Genomic DNA, 17893 nt, shown 5'->3' on the forward strand with positions numbered 1-17893 from the left:
CCGGCCGGCGGCGCGAGGCAGCGGTCGATGAGCGAAGAAACACCTAACTGGAGTGAGATCCGCACCCGGGGGCATACAGAGGCCACTGGCGAAGGATCGTCCGTCGCGGGCACTGCAGCGAAGGTTCAATCTTAACGACTGTCCCGAAAGGACTACTGCCGTTATGGCCAAGATCATTGCATTTGATGAAGAGGCACGCCGCGGCCTTGAGCGGGGCCTGAACACCCTCGCCGACGCCGTTAAGGTCACCCTCGGCCCGCGTGGACGCAACGTCGTCCTCGAAAAGAAGTGGGGCGCCCCCACGATCACCAACGATGGTGTTTCCATCGCCAAGGAGATCGAGCTGGACGATCCCTACGAGAAGATCGGCGCCGAGCTGGTCAAGGAAGTTGCCAAGAAGACCGATGACGTCGCTGGCGACGGCACCACCACGGCAACCGTGCTGGCCCAGGCCCTGGTCAAGGAAGGCCTGCGCAACGTTGCTGCCGGCGCCGACCCGCTGTCCCTCAAGCGCGGCATCGAGAAGGCCGTTGACGCCGTCACCGCCGAACTGCTGAACTCCGCCAAGGAAATCGAAACCAAGGAAGAGATCGCAGCCACGGCCTCCATCTCCGCCGGTGACGACGAAATCGGTGCGCTGATCGCTGAAGCCCTGGACAAGGTGGGCAAGGAAGGCGTCATCACCGTCGAGGAATCCAACACCTTCGGCCTGGAGCTGGAGCTCACCGAGGGCATGCGCTTCGACAAGGGCTACATCTCCGCTTACTTCGTCACCGACGCAGAGCGCCAGGAAACGGTCCTCGAGGATCCGTACATCCTGATCGTCAACTCCAAGATCTCCAACGTCAAGGAACTGGTTGCAGTCCTCGAAAAGGTCATGCAGTCCAACAAGCCGCTGCTGATCATTGCCGAGGACATCGAGGGCGAGGCCCTGGCCACCCTGATCGTCAACAAGATCCGCGGCACCTTCAAGTCCGTCGCCGTCAAGGCTCCGGGCTTCGGCGACCGCCGCAAGGCACAGCTCGCTGACATCGCCGTGCTCACCGGCGGCCAGGTCATCTCCGAGGAAGTCGGCCTGAAGCTGGAGAACGCCGGCCTGGAACTCCTGGGCAAGGCACGCAAGGTTGTTGTCACCAAGGACGAGACCACCATCGTCGAAGGTGCCGGCGACGCCGACCAGATCGCCGGCCGTGTGGCCCAGATCCGCGCCGAGATCGAAAACTCCGACTCCGACTACGACCGTGAGAAGCTGCAGGAGCGCCTGGCCAAGCTGGCCGGAGGCGTTGCAGTCATCAAGGCCGGTGCCGCCACCGAGGTTGAGCTCAAGGAGCGCAAGCACCGCATCGAGGACGCTGTGCGCAACGCCAAGGCTGCTGTTGAGGAAGGCATCGTCGCCGGTGGCGGCGTGGCCCTCATCCAGGCCGGTGCCAAGGCATTCGCCAACCTGCAGCTGTCCGGTGACGAAGCAACCGGTGCCAACATCGTCCGCGTTGCCATCGACGCCCCGCTGAAGCAGATCGCCTTCAACGCCGGCCTCGAGCCCGGCGTCGTCGTCGACAAGGTCCGCGGACTGCCCGCAGGCCACGGCCTGAACGCAGCCTCCGGCGAGTACGTCGACCTGCTGGCCGCCGGCGTCAATGACCCGGTCAAGGTGACCCGCTCTGCCCTGCAGAACGCGGCCTCCATTGCCGGCCTCTTCCTCACCACCGAGGCAGTTGTGGCCGACAAGCCCGAGAAGAACGCCGCCCCCGTTGGCGGCGGCGACGAGATGGGCGGCATGGGCGGCTTCTAAGCCTCCTGCCGGGCCAGTCCCGCTGAAACAAACAAATGCGGCCCCCTCCTCGGAGGGGGCCGCATTTGTGCTCAGTTGCTACTGATGCTTTGGTGCTACTGGTGGTCTGGTGCTACTTCCGGGCGCTTGAGAGCATTCCTTCGACTTCCTTCTTGAAGGCTTCAGCGGCTGCCTGCGGCGTGAGCCGGTCGTATAGCACCTCGTCCGTGTAACGCTTGATGACGTTCTGCACGCTGCCGGCACCCACCGGCGGCACCGGCGGTGCTTCCTTCATGTCGGGGGCAATGTCCTTGAGGAACGCCACGACTGTGGTGTCCGCGGGCTTCAGGTCCGGGGTGATGGTTTCCACGATTTCCGAGTTGGTGGGGACGCCGCGGTCAGTCATCAGGATCGTGCCGGCCTCCGGGCTGTTGGCCAGGTAGTTGATGAAGGTGGCGGCTTCCTCCGGGTGCTTGGAGCGCGATGAGGCTGACCAGAACATCGTTGGCTTGTAGTACATGCCGTTGTTGGCGGCAGCCCCGTCGACGCTGGGTGCCCGGAGCATTTTGATGCCGCTGCCCGTGGTGGACTCCAGTGAGCCGAGCTGGTTGGTCCACCACCAGGCCATGCCCACCCGGTTGGTGCCGAACAGGCTTTCTTCCAGTCCGGCGCCGGAGTCTTCGGTGGCCACCGTCGCCGGCGGGCTGGCTTTGGAGTCCCGCTGCTCCTTCAGCCGCTCCCAGAACGAGGCAGCGGTTGCGGTGTCGAAGTCCAGTTTGCCGTCCTGGGAGTACAGGTTTTCCCCGTGCTGCCGCAGCCAGATGATCAGGTCTGCCTCGTTGCTGCCGTACGCGGCACCGTAGTTCTTGCCGTCCCCTGCTGCGCTGATCTTCGACGCTGTGTCGATGAAGTCATCCCAGGTCCAGGTGGTGTCATCCGGAAGCGGAACGTTCGCTGCCTCGAAGACCTTGGTGTTCGCCATGATGACATACGCGTTCTGGCCGGTGCTCAGGCCGTACTGCGCGCCGTCGTACTGGCCTGAGGCCAGGGCTTCCTTGTCCAGTTTGGACACGTCGATGCCCTCCTGCTTGCCCAGGTCCAGGAGCGCGCCCCGGCCGCCGTACTCGGCGATGTACTTCTGGTCCATCTGGATAACGTCGGGTGCGTCGTTGGCGGCCGTCTTGGTAGCCAGCTTGTCCCAGTAGCTTCCCCACTCACCGGGCTCGGATTCGATGTTGATGTTGGGGTGCTCCGCCTCGAATGCGGCGATAACCTTCTCGGTCTGCGCGTTGAGGTATTCGTTCCCCCACCAGGCGAACCGCAGGGTGACCTGCCCGTTGCTGCCGGAACCGCCGGACGCGCCGCAGCCGGTGGCGAGGATGGAGAGGGCGAGGGCCGCGGCGCCGAGCTGGAACTTCCGCCGGGTGACAGTCCGAATCGTCATTGATGTGTGCCTTCCTGGTGCGCTTTCCGCCGGCGGTGCTCCAACCGCGCCCGGTCGAGAAAGCGTTTTCTCATTTGGTAATTGAGATTGTTCCCCGAGGCCGCGGTCCACGTCAAGGACTTTGGGTAACCGTTTTCCCGCAAGTTGGGCGGAAGCTTCCAGCACCGCTGCCACGTCGCCATCTCCCGATCCTGCAGCAGGCTTCCTGTAAGTGCTCCCATTGTCGTGCAGGTCTGGCAGGATGGACCGGTGACGATTACTGCAGCGGCTGACGGTTCGGCCTTGGGAAACCCGGGTCCTGCCGGGTGGGCCTGGTACGTGAATGATGAGTGCTGGCGGGCGGGAGGCTGGCCCCACGGCACCAACAACCAGGGCGAGCTGATGGCAGTCCTGGACCTGCTCCGGGCCACGGCCCACCTGCCGGGGGAGGACCTTCGCATCCTCTGCGACAGCCAGTACGTCATCAACTCGATCACCAAGTGGATGCCGGGCTGGAAGCGCAAGGGCTGGCGCAAGGCCGACGGTAAACCTGTCCTGAACGTCGAACTGCTCAAAGAACTGGACCGCGAACTGAGCGGGCGGAAGTACACCTTCGAATGGGTCAAGGGCCATGCCGGCCACGAGCTGAACGAGGCTGCCGACGAACGCGCCCGCGCCGCGGCGACCGCTTACCAGCAGGGCGTTGCCGCCAGGTCGGGCCCGGGCTTCCCGGGCGGCCACCACCCGGCGGGGGCGGCCCCTGTTGCCCAGGCTGTTGCCCCCGGAGCTTCCGGTGCACCCTCAACCGGTACCGGGGCAGCGTTACTGGGTCGCAAGGGAGAAACGGGATCCGCCGTGGCATCACCGCAGGCAGCGGGAGGGGGTGCCTTCACGAGCGCGGATGAGCCGGACCTGTTCAGCGAGCTGGAGAGCAACTCGTTCGATGTCGCCGAGGCCAAGCGGCAGGCCGCCCCGCCCGAAGCCCTCGTGGAGGAGCTGGAGCGCGAGCTGCTGGGGCCCCTGGTACGGGGTGACATCGGACGGACAGCCGTCCTGCTCCACCCGGACTTCATGGAAATCGGCAGCTCCGGCCGGGTCTGGACCCGGGACGCGATGATGATGGCTCTCGAGGAGGATCCGGGGGAGCGGGCCGACATCGAGATCCTTGGATCGGAGCGCATCGGCACCGGAGCGGTGCTCCTCACCTACCGCAGCTTCACCCGGACCGGGACTATCCTGCGGAGTTCGCTGTGGGTCCTGGACGGCGACCGGTGGCGCCTGCGGTTCCACCAGGGAACACCGGAAGCCTAGCCACCCGGGCGGCGTCTCACTCAGCTGAAGCGCTGGGTGTTACCCTGCTCGGCCTGGACATAGGTGGCAGCGGCCGACGCCAGGGCGGCGTTGATTGAGGCCAGGGACGCCTCAACCCTTCCCTGGGTCATGGTCCACTCGGCGATCAGCGCCTGGAAGTTGGTGGCCGCGGAGCCGCGCCACGAGCCCTGGAGCTCGTCGAGTCCGAACTTCATGGCCTGGACGTCGGCGCTGATCCTGTCCATGGTGGCCTGCACGTTGGCGGACTTCAGCTGGAGCAGTTCGGTATCGACGGAAATGATGCTCATGGCGGTGCCTTTCCCCAATGGTGGGCAGCGTCTGCTGCCCCGCCCGGCTGTTCCGGGCTGCCCTTCGAGCCTAGGGACGTGCCCGTCTGCGCCGCCACGGACAAAGGCTATATGTGGACAACCTCGCCGTCGCTGCCCTCGGCGCCTGCCGGCGTCGGCGTTTCGCTGCGGTGCGGCAGGCTGACCACAAGGGTGGCGCCGCCGCCGTCGGTATTTTCCACCCGGACCGAACCGCCGTGCGAACCAACGATCGCAGCGACGATCGCCAGTCCCAGTCCGCTGCCGCCGGTTTCCCGCGTGCGGGATGTGTCCGCGCGGTAGAAGCGCTCGAAGACCTTGGAAGCGTCCTCTTCGGAGATGCCGGGGCCGTGGTCACGGACCTCGATGACGGAACGGGCCTCGCCCTCCATTGTCCGGACGCCAACGGCCAGCTCGATGGGGCTGCCTTCAGGGGTGTACCGCAAGGCGTTGCCCACGAGGTTGCCAACCACCTGGCGGAGCTTGGCTTCGTCGCCGAGTACCGGTGCGGGGGCGGCCGGGCCGCCGTCGAGCCCGGTCAGCGAGATGAGGCGTGAACGGTCACTGGCCTGGGTGTCCACCACGGCGTCATGGGCCACCAGTTGCAGGTCCACCGGTTTCTGCTGCAGCGGCCGCTGCTCATCGAGCCGGGCGAGCAGAAGGAGGTCCTCCACCATGGAACCCATGCGCTTCGCCTCGCTTTCGATCCTGCCCATGGCGGTGGCGACGTCCTCGTCGGTGGCCAGTGCGCCGTGCCGGTACAGCTCGGAGAAGCCGCGGATGGTGACCAGCGGGGTGCGCAGCTCATGGGAGGCGTCTGCGGCGAAGCGGCGCATTCGTGCTTCGGACGCGGTACGGGCCGCAAAGGCGGTTTCGATGTGGGCGAGCATGGCGTTCAGCGAACTGCTGAGCCGGCCCAGTTCCGTCGCAGGGTTTTCCACCTCGACACGCCGTGAGAGGTCGCCGGCGGCAATGGCTGCTGCTGTCTTTTCCACTCGTGCCAGTGGCCGGAAGGCCCGCGATACCGTCCAGCTCGCAATGAGGGAGGCCAGGAACAGGGTGAGGAGGCCGACCCCGATAACCACCAGTGTGGCGTGCTTGAGGACGTCGTCCACGCTTTGCAGGGGAAGGCCGATGACCACCACCGCTGGACGGTTGTTGCTGAGGACCGTCACGGCGACCACGCGCCAGTTTTCGCCGTCCGTGCCGCGCACCTGCCACGGCGCGTTCCCACGAGCCCGCGCCTGCTCCACCGTCATCGAGTCGATTTCCGGATGGACGTTGGGGTCGCCGCCGAACGTGTACGGTTCCTGGTCGGACCGGAACAGGATGAGTGAGTAGTCGGTGGGCACCATGGGGTTTGGTGCCTGCAGCTGGGTGAACGACTGCTGCTCCTGCGCAAGGTCGACGGCGGCGTACAGTTTGTCATCCACCTGGCCCTGGAGGTAGCTGTGCAGCAGGGTCAAGGTGCCTGCGCCCGTCGCGGTCAGGGCCACTATCAGCAGGGCCATGATCATGGCCACCAGCTGGGTCCTCAGCGAGGACGATTTCCACCGTTCCAGCAAGGTCAGCGCTTTTCAGCCGTCCGAAGCACGTAACCCACGCCGCGCTTGGTCTGGATCAGGGCCGGAGCGTCTGGGTCGATGTCCACCTTCCGGCGCAGGTAGGAGATGTAGGACTCCACAATGGAGGCGTCGCCGTTGAAGTCGTACTCCCAGACGTGGTCCAGGATCTGGGACTTGGACAGTACCCGGTTGGGGTTCAGCATGAGGTACCGCAGCAGTTTGAACTCGGTGGGGGAGAGTTCGATGACGGTACCGCCGCGGCGTACTTCGTGCGCGTCGTCGTCGAGCTCCAGGTCACCGACGCGGATCACGGCGTCGTCGTCCAGGAGGGGCTGGGTGCGGCGCAGCACGGCGCGGATCCGGGCTACGACCTCGTCCAGGCTGAAGGGTTTGGTGACATAGTCGTCGCCGCCCACGGTGAGGCCGGTGACCTTGTCCTCGGTGTCGTCCTTGGCGGTCAGGAACAGTACGGGGAAGTGCTTGCCGGAGGCTCGGAGTTTGCGGGTGACCGTGAACCCGTCCATGTCCGGAAGCATGACGTCCAGTACGGCCAGGTCCGGTGAATGCGTGTCCGCGGCGGCCAGGGCGTCCCGCCCGTTGGCCGCTGAGACTACCTCGAACCCGGCGAACCGCAGCGAGGTGGAGAGCAACTCGCGGATGTTGGGCTCGTCGTCCACGACGAGGAGCTTCGCTTCTGGGCCGTTTTTGTTCATGCTCCCATCATGCTCCCAGTCTCTGGGAGTTGTCTGGACGTTTCATGAAAGACTGCTTACCAACCCAGAGTACCGGGTTCGCCTTTGAAAGGACCCACAACCCGGTCCGTGATCCACCCTCCATAAAAGCCGCCGGCCTGCGGCCGCACGCGCTCGCCGTCCACCTCGCAGTAGTCCATCCTGCCCGGATAGACAGCCACCCGGTCCGCCAACACCTCGTAACCCTTGACGGGATCCGGGTAGTACCAGGCGGCCTTTTCCGCCACGGCTTCGCCGCCGCGCACAGTGAGGTAGCGCGCCCACCCTTTGAACTCGCAGAAGCTGGTGCCGCCTGTCGGCTCCAGGGAGCCGGGGCTGAATGCGGACCGCGGCAGGTAGTAGACGGGCGGGTGGCTGGTCTCGAGGACACGTAGTGAGTCCGCGGTGTCCACGATCAGCTCCCCGCCCAGGAAAACCCGGATGCGCTCGGTGCTTGGTTCGACCCGCGGCGGCCGGGGGTAGTCCCACACCGACTCCTGGCCCGGGCCGGGACTAGTCCGTTGTCTGGACATCTTTGGCGTCCATGATCCGGTAGGCGTACCCCTGCTCGGCCAGGAACCGCTGCCGTTTGGCGGCGAAGTCCTGGTCCAAAGTGTCACGGGCCACTAACGAGTAGAACCGTGCCGCGCGCCCGTCCTTCTTCGGCCGCAGCAGCCGGCCCAGCCGCTGGGCTTCCTCCTGCCGGGACCCGTAAGACCCGGAAACCTGGATGGCCACGGACGCCTCCGGCAGGTCAATGGAGAAGTTGGCCACCTTGGACACCACCAGCGTCTGGATCTCACCGGCCCGGAACGAGTCAAACAGCTTCTGCCGCACTTTCACCGACGTGTCGCCCTTGATGACGGGCGCATCCAGGCGTTCGCCGAGGTCGTCCAACTGGTCAATGTACTGGCCAATCACCAGCAGCTGCTCTCCGGCGTGCCGGGCCACCAGCTCCTCCACCACACGGGTTTTGGACTCCGATGTGGAACACAGCCGGTACTTGTCGGCGTCGTCGGCCATGGCGTACGCCACCCGCTCATCCTTGGGCAGGTCCACCCGGACCTCCACGCAGTCGGCGGGGGCGATGTACCCCTGGGACTCGATGTCCTTCCACGGCGCGTCGTAGCGCTTGGGCCCGATCAGGCTGAACACCTCGCCCTCCCGGCCGTCCTCCCGGACCAGGGTGGCGGTGAGCCCGAGCCGGCGGCGGGCCTGCAGGTCCGCCGTCATCCGGAAAATCGGTGCGGGCAGCAGGTGCACCTCGTCGTAGATGATCAGGCCCCAGTCGTGCCCGTCCACCAGCTCCAGGTGCGGATACAGGCCGCCGCGCCTCGTGGTCAGCACCTGGTACGTGGCGATCGTCACCGGCCGGACTTCCTTCACCGAACCCGAATACTCCCCGATCTCGTCGTCGGTCAGGGTTGTCCGCCGCAGCAGCTCGTCCTTCCACTGCCGGGCCGCCACCGTGTTGGTGACCAGGATCAGCGTGGTGGTGGAACCCGTGGCCATCGCCGCCGCACCCACCAGGGTCTTGCCGGCGCCGCAGGGGAGCACCACCACGCCGCTGCCGCCGGCCCAGAAATTCTCGCTCGCCAGACGCTGGTAGGGGCGCAGCTGCCACCCCTCCTCGTTGAGCGCGATCAGGTGCGGGGTCCCGTCGACGTACCCGGCCAGGTCCTCCGCCGGCCAGCCGATCTTGAGCAGCAGCTGCTTCAGCTGCCCCCGCTGCGACGCATGCACCACTACCGTTTCGCCGTCGATCCGCGGCCCCAGCAGCGGCTGGATCTTCTTGGCCCGGATCACTTCCTCCAGCACCGGGTAGTCATCCGTGCGCATCACCAGTCCGTGCTGCGGATCCTTTTCCAGGCGCAGGCGGCCGTACCGCGACATCGTCTCCTCGATGTCGATCAGCAGGGAATGCGGCACGGGGAAGCGCGAGTATTTCAGCAGAGTGTCAAGGACCTTTTCGGCGTCCAGCCCGGCGGCGCGCGCGTTCCACAGCCCCAGCGGGGTCAGCCTGTAGCTGTGCATGTGCTCGGGTGCACGCTCCAGCTCGGCGAACGGCGCAATCGCATGCCTTGCCTCGGTGGCCAGCTCATGGTCGACCTCAAGGAGGATGGTCTTATCGCTTTGGACAATCAGGGGTCCGTCGTTCACGCGGGGAAGTCCTTCACTGGCGCAGTTCCTCTGCAGCCTCAATATCGATGATCCGGTGGATGGACAGGACCCGTTCCGTTTCCCTGGCGGGATCAAACACCCGGACACGTCCGCCGCTCACCGATAAGGGAACAACCGTTTCCAGGTTGGCATTCCCCAGGCTGTCCACCACGTTCATGCTGATCCGCTGCTTCAACCTGATGGCACGCTGCAGGGCCTCCAGCCCCAGCTGCGTGGCGAGTTCCCCGGTTGGGCCGCCTCCGGAAGGATGCACGACGGCGGCCCCCGCCTGGCGCAGCACGGCCAGCTGGGCGTCCACGTCCTCAGCCGCGGGCGCCGACCGCGGCGGCGTATAGACCGGCCGGAGGGTTTCCTGCGGGACAGAGGGGCGGCGGAGCCGGACGGCGGGGTCGTCCATCCCGTCGACGGCGGGAGAGAGTCCGAGGCTTCGCAGGACCTGGGCTGTTTCGCGGGGTGGTGAAGTGGACAGCAGCACGGTAGGGGCAATCCGTACCAGGCCGAGGGCAGCGGCTTTTGGACCGGCCAGGAGCTCCAGAAGCGCCGCTTCGTCGTCGCTTTGGATGAAGCTGGCCGCCTGTCCCACCCGGATCCGTCCATGCCGTGAAGCGGTGTCCTCGATGAGGTACTCCAGCGGCTGCGGCACCGCGGTGGCGGAGTGCTCCCGGAGGAACTCCAGCAGTCCGGCGGCGTCATAGCCCGAGTCAAGCGCGCGGCGGACGGAACTCTCGGAGAACCGGTAAATGGTGGCAGGGCCCTGGCCTTCGGCATCGGCCATGGCCAGGAGCCTGCCGGTCAGTTCGGGAGCCAGGTACCCGGGCGCCACGGCCGTGAGGTCGGCCTGCAGGAGCACATGGTTCAGGGCCGCAGGCAGGTGCTCACCCAGAATGGCCAGCGCCGCGTCCGGGTCGTCTTCGGAGAAGGCGCTGCCCAGCTGGGTCAATGCTCCGGATCCCACCAGGCCAAGCAGTTCCGCTTCGGCCAGGACCCCCCTGATCAACGAGCTGAAGCGCCGCGCCATCCGCGGCTGCGCCCACTCGGCGCGCTGGAGGACGGCGGCGGCGTCGAGCACGGGCGCTGTACCGTCCGGGGCCGCCGCCTCCGCGGTGAGCTCGTGCAGGATCTCCAGGATGCGTTTACGGATCACCGGAGCGTCGGGGCGTTGCGGCTCGGCGGACAGTGCAACGATGGTGCTCCCGGCCGCCGTGCGGTGCGCCCCGGGCAGCCCCTGCGCCCCGTTCACGGGCTGGCCCACGAGCGACGGGACCCTCTCGCTGGCGAGCCATGCGTTCACCAGCCAAAGCCACTGCTCCTGCCGCGGAAGCATCAGCCATTCCAGTTCCGGCGGCTGGATCCAGCAGGACGAATCCACGTCCAGCCGGATCAGGCCCGCCAGGCCGCACAACTCCAGCAGTACGCCCACACGCCCCTGGTCCACCCGCAGCAGCTCACCAAGCCGCCGTGTCTCCCGCACGCCCACTCCGCCGCTGCGCAGCGTTGCCAGGGGCTGTTCCCGCACCGCGTGCAGGAGTTCACCCACGAGCCGGAGGGTCTCGGAGATGGCGCTCATGGCTGCGTTCCGTCGCAACATCGCCGTGGTCCGTCCCAGTTCCGGGACCGGCGGTTCGAGGGTGAAATCGTTGATGATCACGCCCCCGCGCAACGACAGCCCCACACTGTGCGGCAGTTCCACGTGGGCCGCGTCCAGCGGCACCAGGAGCCCGCGGGCCAGCAGCCAGCCGACAGGCCCGACGTCGGCCGGTTCCGCAGTGACGGAGGCCTTGCGTTGCGCCTGGGGGACGGCACCCATGGCCCAGTTGCGGAACCTGGCGAGCAACGCCGTCGTCCGTTCCGGCGCTCCGGCAAGGATGTCCTGCAGCCCCTCCGGCGAGGACGTCCAGTGCTGCAGCGCCAGCGCTGCCTCCATCGGAGTCGTGGCCTCCTGGATCGCCTCACCGCTCCGGTGGAGTTCGGAGACCAGCTGCACCGCGCGCTGGGCGAAGGCGGGCTGGAGCCGGACCAGCTCCGTGTAGCTGCGTCCCAGGCCGGCAGGGTAGATGCCCACCACATCCTTGAGGCAGCCCACGGGCAGGTAGTACCGCTGCCTGCCGCTCGCGGCAGGCGTCCCGTGCGGCGGCGCGGCGCGGTGCACCAGCGCCAGTTCCTGCAGCGTTGCCAGGATCCGTTCAAGGGCCGCGACGGTGGAACCGGCAATCATCTTCCGCAGCCCCGCCGCTGAGGCGCTGTGCCCGGTGTCGGTGTTGGTGCACAGGTGCAGTGTCTCCAGCACCTGCATCTGTGGCCTGTTGAGGCGTTCAAGTGCCCGCTGCACGCTGACCCGGGAACTCGCCCGTGCCGCGAGGGCGGAAAAATCGGGGACGGCGGGAGAGACCAGGTCCGGCCGCGCAGCGAACAAAGCACGCAGCGAGTCGTCGGTGCGCGCCTCCAGGTCCTTGCTGAGCGCTCGAATGAGGGACATCAATCCCAACGTTACCGCTGGTCAGGCTTTCCCGCCCGGCGGCGCCCGGCAACACTGTCCAGGACCAGGAAGAGCATGAGCAGGAACGCGACGGGCAGGCCGTACAGGGCCGGGTAGGTGACCCAGGCAGGCGCCACCGAGCCGGCGAAGGCCAGCGCCATCACCGCTCCCACGGCGGCGAGTGAGAGCACGGCAATGACTGCCGCCACGATCATGATGGGCCGCCGGTAACGCGAGGGTGTCATGGACGTAACGCTACCGCCCGGCCGGCGCCGGCCGGTAACGCTGCGGAACCCGTTACCGCATGCCTGCAAAGCAGGATTCCGGCACCGGGCAGGATAACCTTGAAGGAACAGACCAACACGGTCCGCAGTCGCCATACCTTGAACCCGCACAGAACCCGCACAAAATTGTGGATGCGGTGGCGGCCGGCCGTGTCTCATTACAGCTGAACGAAGAAGGTTGATTACGTGCCTACCGGCAAGGTCAAGTGGTATGACAAGGACAAGGGCTTCGGTTTCCTCGCGGGCGAGGACGGCCAGGAAGTCTTCCTGCCCAAATCGTCGCTGCCCGAGGGCGTGACGGAACTCAAGGCTGGTACCCGCGTGGAGTTCGGCGTGGCTGACGGCCGCAAGGGTGCCCAGGCGCTGGGCCTGCGCGTCCTCGACAAGACGCCGTCCATTGCCAAGGCCAAGCGGCCCGCCGCCCGGGACCTCGCTCCGCTGGTCCAGGACCTGGTGACCGTGCTGGACAACCTGTCCGGCACGCTGTCCAAGGGCAAGTACCCGGAAGGCAACAAGGGCAAGGCGATCGCGGCTGCCCTGCGTAAGGTTGCCGACGAGCTGGACGTTTAGGCACCCATGGTCCCGGAAGCTGAACAGCCGAAGGTACAGGTGCGGGAACCGGCGGCCGCAGTGAAGAACGCCCCCAAGCGGAAGGCGGGCGTGCCGGTGTGGCGCACCGGAAAACCGGACGCGTTCCTGGCCGCCGCCGTCGAAACGGCCCGTACCGCCATTGAGGGCATCACTGCAGCCGGCACCATCGGCTCCCACCTCGCTGCCAAAAGCGAGGGCGACCGCCTGGTGACGCACCTGTTTGAGTCCAAGCTGCCAGGCTACGTCGGCTGGCAGTGGTTTGCGGTCCTGACCCGGAACTCCCGCTCCAAGGTGGTAACCGTCAGCGAGCTGGGCCTGCTGCCCTCCGAAGACTCGATCCTGGCGCCCGAGTGGGTGCCGTGGGCCGAACGGGTACGGCCGGAGGACGAGCAGCAGCAGGACGAGCAGCAGCAGGACGAGGAAGCCCTGCAGGAAGCCGGCGGGGAAGACACGGCGCAGGAACACGCTGTGCAGGAAGACACGGCGCGGGAAGACACGGCGCGGGACGACACAGTGCAGGACGACACAGTGCAGGACGACACAGTGCAGGACGAGACAGTCACGGGCTCCGACGCCGCGGACGCCGACTTCTCCGAGGCAGCCCAGGACAAACCGTCCGGGGACGACGACGGCGCGGACCGGGATTCCGACGTCGCGTAAGCGCCGATAGACAAAGAGCGCCTACACAAACGGCGCCGGCCGGGCAGGACCCGGGCGGCGCCGTCGTGCTTTAAGTGCAGGCGGCCTGCCTGCCGGCTACTTGCGCAGTTCGCCCACGACGTAGTCGATGCTGGCCAGCAGCGCGGTGATGTCGTCCGGCTCGATAGCCACGAACGTGGCGATGCGCAGCTGGTTGCGGCCCAGCTTCCGGTAGGGCTCGGTGTCCACGATGCCGTTGGCGCGCAGGACCTTGGCCACGACGGCGGCGTCCACCGATTCGTCGAAGTCCACCGTGGCGATGACGTTGGAGCGCTCGTCCGGGTTGGTGACGAACGGTGTAGCGAATTCGGAAGCCTCGGCCCACTGGTAGACACGGCCGGCGGAGTCCGCCGTCCGGGCAGCCGCGAAGTCGAGGCCGCCGTTGGAGTTCAGCCACTGCACCTGCGCGTCCAGGGTCACCAGCGTGGACAGCGACGGCGTGTTGTAGGTCTGGTTCAGGCGCGAGTTATCGATGGCGGTCTGGAGGTCGAGGAAGTCGGGGATCCAGCGGCCGCTTGCCTTAATCCGGGCCGCGCGCTCCAGGGCGGCGGGGGAGAAGAGGCCCAGCCAGAGGCCGCCGTCCGACGCGAAGTTCTTCTGCGGGGCGAAGTAGTAGACGTCGCTCTCGGCCACGTCGACGTCCAGCCCGCCCGCGGCCGACGTTGCGTCGATCAGGACCAGTGATCCCTCGTCCGCGCCTGCAACCCGCTTCACCGGGGCGGAAACACCTGTGGAGGTTTCGTTCTGCGGCCAGGCGTACACGTCCACGCCTGCTTCGGCCGAAGCTGCCGGGCGGGTGCCGGGCTCGGACTTGATGATGGAGGAGGCGTCCAGGAAGGGGGCCTTGTTAGTGGCGGCGGCGAACTTGGAGCCGAACTCGCCGAAGGAGAGGTGCTGGGCCTTCTTCTCCACGAGGCCGAAGCTGGCGACATCCCAGAATGCCGTCGAGCCGCCGACGCCAAGGACCACTTCATAACCTTCCGGCGCACGGAAGAACCGGCTCAGGCCGTCGCGGACCGAACCAACGAGGTTCTTGACCGGGGCCTGCCGGTGCGAGGTGCCGAGGATGTTCTTTGCTGCGGCGGACAGCGCATCGATCTGCTCCTGCCGAACCTTGGAGGGACCGGCGCCGAACCGTCCGTCCTTGGGGAGGAGGTCGGCGGGAATAGTGATGCTGGGTTCGCTCACAGGGGCTCCAATTTCGGCGTGGACACGGCTTCGGTCCGGACGGGTGGATGGTCGCTGGCAGGCAGCCTGGGTGGACTGCATCTGGGCCGTTCCCATTCTGCCTGAACAGCCCATTCGGCGGGAACCGGAACCGTCAAAGTCCAGCCCGTGAGACGCCTCCAGTAGGCCTCTTCAACTATTCGGACTAAGTCAAAATAGGCTAAGCTAGCCAACGGACTACGTCGCGGTGAACGGCGATACGGTGGGACAACGCAAGGTACTGCGCTCGAGGAGCTGAGCTGGATGACGGATCTGATCGACACTACGGAGATGTACCTTCGGACCATTTTGGAACTCGAAGAAGAGAACATCGTTGCCCTCCGGGCCCGTATTGCTGAACGGCTGCGCCACTCCGGTCCCACGGTGTCCCAGACCATTGGCCGGATGGAACGTGACGGCCTGGTTGTGGTGTCCGGGGACCGGCATCTGGAACTTACCGAAGTCGGCCGCAAGCGGGCCACGGAAGTGATGCGGAAGCACCGCCTTGCGGAACGGCTGCTGGCAGACGTCATCGGGCTGGATTGGGCCTACGTCCACGACGAAGCCTGCCGGTGGGAGCACGTGATGAGTGAGCGTGTGGAACGGCGCATCTATGAACTGCTGGACCACCCCACCGAATCCCCCTACGGCAACCCCATCCCAGGCCTCGCGGCGCTGGGTGGTGAGGCTGCTGCGGCCGTCGCGGAAACGGCGGTGAGCCTCCTGGAGGCCATGAAGTCATATGGCACCGCCTCTGTGGTGACCGTCAGCCGGTTGGCAGAGCCCATCCAGGTGGAACCTGAACTGCTGGCGCAGCTCGATGAAGGCGGCATCCGGCCCGGCGCCGCTGTAACGCTCGAGCGCGTGGGTGACTATATTTCCGTCCGCGTGCCCGGCATCGAGGGCGCCCTCGAACTGCCGCCCGAAGTGGCCGCCCACGTCTTCGTTACCGTCCGCTAGCGAGCGACGCCCGCAACCCGGGAATACTCCATTTGATGGCGGTTACGCAAAGATAACGGAATTGTTACTTTAGGGATTAAGCCTCTATAGTTGAAGCAAGCGTTGATACTAAAGCGTTACCTGTTCCGGAGCCGAGCTCTGCCAGCGGAACAGGTGCACGAGTCACTACTGGCAGAGGCGGGGGAACCACAAGCGGCAGCGGGGGACTGCCTTGGGGTGAAGTCCGACAGCAGCAAGCCTCTTCCAGTGTAGGAATCCTCCGGGAATCTCTCTGTGCCGAAGCTTGCCTGCTCCGGACCGGGTCTTTGATCTCTCTGACCCGAATCCGACAGCTAACTTCGCAGGCTTTCAGAGAGGAATCCTTCTTGTCCATGCAGACCTCCAGGGGGCGCCGCCGCGCGGCCGGCCCCGCTCCGGCCCCGCGCGTGGCCGAAGTTACTCACACGGAGCGCCCCCGCGATCTCCACCGTGATGCGCGGCGCCGTCGGGGTCCGTTCCGGCAGATCACCGAGTTCGCCTCTGCAAGCGGCATCGGCCAGAAGGCCGGGATCGCTTTGGCCGCCACCGGCATGGTGCTTACAGTGACTGTTCCTGCCACCAGTCCCGTGATGGCCACGGACGCCTCCGGAAGCACGCCTGTTGCCGCGTCCGCCGTCACGCCGCAGCAGCCGGCCATTTCCGCTGAAGCCGGCGCCCAGATCGACTTCAGCCGCTCAGCGGTCGTGACGCAGGCCGACCCTGACGGCAAGCTCAAGCAGCTCCTGAGTGCCCAGTCCGCGGGCGCCGTCTCCCGCGCCGCATCGGTCGGAAGCCTTGGTGCGCCGCTGGCCAGCATGGTTACCGCATCGCCTTTCGGTTACCGCGTCAGCCCCATCACGGGCGGCTCCGGCGACTTCCACCGCGGCCAGGACTACGTGGCGCAGTGCGGCACCTCCGTGCTCGCCGCCGCCACCGGCACCGTGACCTTTGTGGGCTGGCACCAGTTCGGCGGCGGCAACCGTGTGGTGATTGACCACGGAAACGGCCTGGAGACCACGTACAACCACCTTTCGTCCTTCAGTGTGACTGAGGGCCAGACGGTCTCCAGGGGCGACGTGGTGGCTTTGAGTGGCACCACCGGGGCTTCGACTGGCTGCCACCTGCACTTCGAGGTGCAGGTCAACGGCGAAGTGGTCGATCCGACGGGCTGGCTGTAGTCAAATGAGGGCAAACTCCCAGTTCGTTGTGACCCGCCGTGACCTGAATGTGACATTCACGCGAAACTGCTGTACCGTCTAACTCGCGTCAACTTTTCCGAAGTTGACGCTCTTGTGCGGATTGCCTAACTCTGCCACCGCTCAAGGTCCGTTCGCATTTCATCGTCTGGCAGGGGCGGGGGAACCAAATTTGGTCTTCGTCATGAAGGCCTTGGGGTTAAGTCGCAAAGCTTCCATGGAAGCAGCGCGGCCGGGTGACTCCCATCCGAATCCGACAGCTCACCTCGCAGGCATTGGGAGAGGCTACCTTCGTGTCTTCACGCCATAGTTCTGCGCGCCACCGTGCGCAACCGGTTCGTACCAACCCCCTGGACGCTGTGTCCAAGGCTGTTAGTGCCAACGCCGGGACAGTAGGTCGCCAGGCTGCAGTTGTTGCTGCTGCTTCGGGACTGGTCCTGGGTATGGGCCTGCCGGCCAACGCTGCGGACACCACTGCCGGTGTCTCCGCGTCCGCCGAGTCCGGCTCGGCGCAGACCGCCCTTGCGGTCACCGCCGCCCCCACCGCCACGGTCTCCTTCGAGCGTCCCGTGGTCACCACCGTTGCAGCTCCCGTCGTTGAGCGCGTGACTCCCCAGTCCACCTCGGACGACGACGACGCGGACAACGCCACCACGGCCACGGCAGCAGCCGAAAAGGTTGCCGCGGCAGCCTCCTCGGCCGCCACCTCCGGCCTGGCAGCCATTGCCTACACCGGCATTGGCAGCCCCTACGTCTGGGGCGGCACCAGCCCCGTGAGCGGCTGGGACTGCTCCGGCTTCACCCAGTGGGTCTACGCCCAGGCCGGCATCAGCATTCCCCGCGTCAACGCATGGACCGCCATGACCCCCACCTCCACCCCCCAGCCGGGTGACCTGGTGATGCAGAACGGTGGCGCACACGTCGGTATCTACGTAGGCAACGGCATGATGGTCAGCGCGCTCAACCCCTCCCAGGGCACCCTGCTCCACTCCGTAGCTGCAACCGGAACCTCCTCCTTCTACACCCTCGCAGGCTAATCAGTTCCCGGGGCTTCGGCCCCCGGAACTTTTTCTTTGCCCGCGCATCCGCCAAATCACTAATCCCCGTTCGGGACGCGCCGACGTACCCCCAAGATGCCGGCGCGTCCAACACCCT

The 17893-nt window shown here is 66.3% G+C and carries 16 protein-coding genes and 2 riboswitches; of the genes, 7 read left to right on the forward strand and 9 right to left on the reverse strand.

Features of this window, described 5'->3' with window-relative positions; all coding sequences use genetic code 11:
* Window positions 1-163 precede the first annotated feature (163 nt).
* Window positions 164-1792 carry a chaperonin GroEL gene (gene groL / locus ACYQ1Z_RS05040; protein WP_459791407.1) on the forward strand — a complete coding sequence of 543 codons (1629 nt, stop codon included), beginning with the start codon at window positions 164-166 and terminating at the stop codon, window positions 1790-1792.
* A 112-nt stretch (window positions 1793-1904) separates the two neighbouring features.
* Here the strand turns inward: groL and ACYQ1Z_RS05045 are convergent, their stop codons facing one another.
* The gene (locus ACYQ1Z_RS05045) at window positions 1905-3215 is read right to left on the reverse strand and encodes an ABC transporter substrate-binding protein (protein WP_459791408.1); all 1311 of its coding nucleotides are present in this window, start codon (window positions 3213-3215) and stop codon (window positions 1905-1907) included.
* 249 nt (window positions 3216-3464) lie between these two features.
* On the opposite strand from ACYQ1Z_RS05045, the gene ACYQ1Z_RS05050 reads away from it, so the two are divergent.
* Complete coding sequence (locus tag ACYQ1Z_RS05050; RefSeq protein WP_459791409.1) at window positions 3465-4505, forward strand: RNase H family protein; 1041 nt, start codon at window positions 3465-3467, stop codon at window positions 4503-4505.
* Between the two features lie 20 nt (window positions 4506-4525).
* On the opposite strand, the gene ACYQ1Z_RS05055 is transcribed toward ACYQ1Z_RS05050, so the two are convergent.
* The 7 genes from ACYQ1Z_RS05055 to ACYQ1Z_RS05085 form a co-directional block, all read right to left on the reverse strand.
* On the reverse strand, window positions 4526-4813 hold the full coding sequence (locus ACYQ1Z_RS05055; protein ID WP_459791410.1) for a WXG100 family type VII secretion target: 288 nt from the start codon (window positions 4811-4813) through the stop codon (window positions 4526-4528).
* Between the two features lie 107 nt (window positions 4814-4920).
* On the reverse strand, window positions 4921-6396 hold the full coding sequence (locus ACYQ1Z_RS05060) for a sensor histidine kinase (protein ID WP_459791411.1): 1476 nt from the start codon (window positions 6394-6396) through the stop codon (window positions 4921-4923).
* 2 nt (window positions 6397-6398) lie between these two features.
* Entirely contained in the window at window positions 6399-7109 is a 711-nt protein-coding gene (locus ACYQ1Z_RS05065) for a response regulator transcription factor (RefSeq protein ID WP_459791412.1), read from the reverse strand.
* Window positions 7110-7165: 56 nt separating this feature from the next.
* The gene (locus tag ACYQ1Z_RS05070; RefSeq protein WP_459791413.1) at window positions 7166-7660 is read right to left on the reverse strand and encodes a DUF427 domain-containing protein; all 495 of its coding nucleotides are present in this window, start codon (window positions 7658-7660) and stop codon (window positions 7166-7168) included.
* Window positions 7641-9287: a DNA repair helicase XPB gene (locus ACYQ1Z_RS05075; protein WP_459791414.1), complete on the reverse strand. Its 1647-nt coding sequence runs from the start codon at window positions 9285-9287 to the stop codon at window positions 7641-7643. The genes ACYQ1Z_RS05070 and ACYQ1Z_RS05075 overlap by 20 nt, the downstream gene beginning before the upstream one ends.
* Window positions 9288-9300: 13 nt before the next feature.
* Window positions 9301-11784, reverse strand: a complete 2484-nt coding sequence (locus tag ACYQ1Z_RS05080; RefSeq protein WP_459791415.1) for a helicase-associated domain-containing protein — start codon at window positions 11782-11784, stop codon at window positions 9301-9303.
* An 11-nt stretch (window positions 11785-11795) separates the two neighbouring features.
* A complete protein-coding gene (locus ACYQ1Z_RS05085; protein ID WP_459791416.1) occupies window positions 11796-12029 on the reverse strand; it encodes a hypothetical protein in 234 nt (77 codons plus the stop codon).
* Window positions 12030-12254: 225 nt separating this feature from the next.
* Here ACYQ1Z_RS05085 and ACYQ1Z_RS05090 point away from each other — a divergent pair, with 225 nt between their 5' ends.
* Window positions 12255-12638: a cold-shock protein gene (locus tag ACYQ1Z_RS05090; RefSeq protein WP_138139041.1), complete on the forward strand. Its 384-nt coding sequence runs from the start codon at window positions 12255-12257 to the stop codon at window positions 12636-12638.
* A gap of 6 nt (window positions 12639-12644) precedes the next feature.
* Window positions 12645-13319, forward strand: a complete 675-nt coding sequence (locus ACYQ1Z_RS05095; RefSeq protein WP_459791417.1) for a DUF3027 domain-containing protein — start codon at window positions 12645-12647, stop codon at window positions 13317-13319.
* Window positions 13320-13415: 96 nt separating this feature from the next.
* On the opposite strand, the gene serC is transcribed toward ACYQ1Z_RS05095, so the two are convergent.
* Window positions 13416-14546 carry a phosphoserine transaminase gene (gene serC, locus ACYQ1Z_RS05100; RefSeq protein WP_459791418.1) on the reverse strand — a complete coding sequence of 377 codons (1131 nt, stop codon included), beginning with the start codon at window positions 14544-14546 and terminating at the stop codon, window positions 13416-13418.
* Window positions 14547-14828: 282 nt separating this feature from the next.
* On the opposite strand from serC, the gene ACYQ1Z_RS05105 reads away from it, so the two are divergent.
* From ACYQ1Z_RS05105 to ACYQ1Z_RS05115, 3 genes are all read left to right on the forward strand, one after another.
* Window positions 14829-15524 carry a metal-dependent transcriptional regulator gene (locus ACYQ1Z_RS05105; protein WP_459791419.1) on the forward strand — a complete coding sequence of 232 codons (696 nt, stop codon included), beginning with the start codon at window positions 14829-14831 and terminating at the stop codon, window positions 15522-15524.
* Between the two features lie 150 nt (window positions 15525-15674).
* Window positions 15675-15885: riboswitch (cyclic di-AMP (ydaO/yuaA leader) on the forward strand.
* A 10-nt stretch (window positions 15886-15895) separates the two neighbouring features.
* Window positions 15896-16720, forward strand: coding sequence for a M23 family metallopeptidase (locus tag ACYQ1Z_RS05110; protein ID WP_459791539.1), 825 nt, complete (start codon window positions 15896-15898; stop codon window positions 16718-16720).
* A 128-nt stretch (window positions 16721-16848) separates the two neighbouring features.
* A riboswitch (cyclic di-AMP (ydaO/yuaA leader) is annotated at window positions 16849-17027 on the forward strand.
* Between the two features lie 70 nt (window positions 17028-17097).
* On the forward strand, window positions 17098-17775 hold the full coding sequence (locus tag ACYQ1Z_RS05115) for a C40 family peptidase (protein ID WP_459791420.1): 678 nt from the start codon (window positions 17098-17100) through the stop codon (window positions 17773-17775).
* The last annotated feature ends 118 nt before the right edge of the window (window positions 17776-17893 follow it).

Source organism: Arthrobacter sp. AD-310 (assembly GCF_054656615.1).

Coding starts and splice junctions, on each gene's coding strand:
- groL (WP_459791407.1), top strand. CDS start 164: ATGGCCAAGATCATTGCATTTGATGAAGAGGCACGCCGCGGCCTTGAG.
- ACYQ1Z_RS05045 (WP_459791408.1), bottom strand. CDS start 3,215: ATGACGATTCGGACTGTCACCCGGCGGAAGTTCCAGCTCGGCGCCGCG.
- ACYQ1Z_RS05055 (WP_459791410.1), bottom strand. CDS start 4,813: ATGAGCATCATTTCCGTCGATACCGAACTGCTCCAGCTGAAGTCCGCC.
- ACYQ1Z_RS05065 (WP_459791412.1), bottom strand. CDS start 7,109: ATGAACAAAAACGGCCCAGAAGCGAAGCTCCTCGTCGTGGACGACGAG.
- ACYQ1Z_RS05070 (WP_459791413.1), bottom strand. CDS start 7,660: ATGTCCAGACAACGGACTAGTCCCGGCCCGGGCCAGGAGTCGGTGTGG.
- ACYQ1Z_RS05080 (WP_459791415.1), bottom strand. CDS start 11,784: ATGTCCCTCATTCGAGCGCTCAGCAAGGACCTGGAGGCGCGCACCGAC.
- ACYQ1Z_RS05085 (WP_459791416.1), bottom strand. CDS start 12,029: ATGACACCCTCGCGTTACCGGCGGCCCATCATGATCGTGGCGGCAGTC.
- ACYQ1Z_RS05095 (WP_459791417.1), top strand. CDS start 12,645: ATGGTCCCGGAAGCTGAACAGCCGAAGGTACAGGTGCGGGAACCGGCG.
- ACYQ1Z_RS05105 (WP_459791419.1), top strand. CDS start 14,829: ATGACGGATCTGATCGACACTACGGAGATGTACCTTCGGACCATTTTG.
- ACYQ1Z_RS05110 (WP_459791539.1), top strand. CDS start 15,896: ATGCAGACCTCCAGGGGGCGCCGCCGCGCGGCCGGCCCCGCTCCGGCC.